Here is a 1,027-nt window from a genome sequence, read left to right on the forward strand (position 1 = left end):
ACGCGCTGCTGCTCGCCGCCGGACAGCTCGACGGGCCAGGCCCGCTCCCGTCCGGCGAGGCCGACCTCGGCGAGGGCGGCACGGCCGCGTTCCTCGGCGTCCGGGGCGCGGAGTCCGAGGACGACGTTGTCCAGCAGCCGCTTCCAGGGCAGCAGGCGGGCGTCCTGGAAGACCACCGAGACGTCCTCGGGGGCGGTCAGCCCGCCCTCGCCCTCCACGTCGTGGTCGAGCCGGGCCAGGGCCCGCAGCAGCGTGCTCTTGCCGGAACCGCTGCGGCCCAGCAGGGCGACGAACTCGCCGTCCCGCACCGTCAGTTCGAGTCCGTCCAGGACTCGGCGTCCGGCGAACGAGCGGACCAGTCCGTCGATCCGGACTGCGGCCGGGCTCAGCCGGCCAGGGTGCGACGCCATGACAGCGCCCTCCTCTCGACGAGCCGCACCAGGCCGTCGGAGACCAGCCCGAGGAGGCCGTACACGACCAGGCCGACGAGGATCACGTCGGTCTGTCCGTACGTCCGGGCGAGCTCCATCATGTAGCCGATGCCGCTGGTGGCGTTGACCTGTTCGACGACGGCCAGCGCCAGCCACGCCGCCGTCACCGCGAAGCGCATGCCGAGCAGGAATCCCGGCAGGGCGCCCGGCAGCACGACCTGCCGGACGAAGGCGGCGCGGGTGAGCCGTACCGTCTCGGCGAGCTCCGCGTAGCGGTTGTCGATGGCGCGCAGGCCGTTGTGGGTGTGGATGTAGACCGGCACGAAGACGCCGAGCGCGATGGTGACCACCTTCATGGTCTCGCCGATGCCGAACCAGAGGATCAGCAGCGGTATCAGCGCCAGCGAGGGGATGGCCCGCTTGATCTGCACCGGGCCGTCCACCACCGCCTCGCCGCCCCGGCTCAGGCCCGACACCAGGGCGAGCAGCAGCCCGGCCGCGACGCCGAACAGCAGACCGAGCACGGCCCGCTGGGCGGACGTGAACAGGTGGTCCTGGAGGCGGCCCTCGGCGATCAGGTCGGAGGCCGTCGCGGC

At 72.9% G+C, this 1,027-nt stretch carries 2 protein-coding genes; both read right to left on the reverse strand.

The genetic code is table 11. The features are described 5' to 3' along the window. Positions 1 to 410 (reverse strand): ATP-binding cassette domain-containing protein (locus tag HW445_RS32420; RefSeq protein WP_180224316.1); only part of this gene is annotated, 410 nt, incomplete at its 3' end. Continuing rightward, positions 386 to 1,027: ABC transporter permease (locus tag HW445_RS32425; protein ID WP_180224317.1), on the reverse strand; the 642-nt coding region annotated here is incomplete at its 5' end. The genes HW445_RS32425 and HW445_RS32420, both read right to left, overlap by 25 nt.

The organism is Streptomyces sp. UH6 (assembly GCF_013421635.1).
GTDB lineage: Bacteria > Actinomycetota > Actinomycetes > Streptomycetales > Streptomycetaceae > Streptomyces > Streptomyces abyssomicinicus.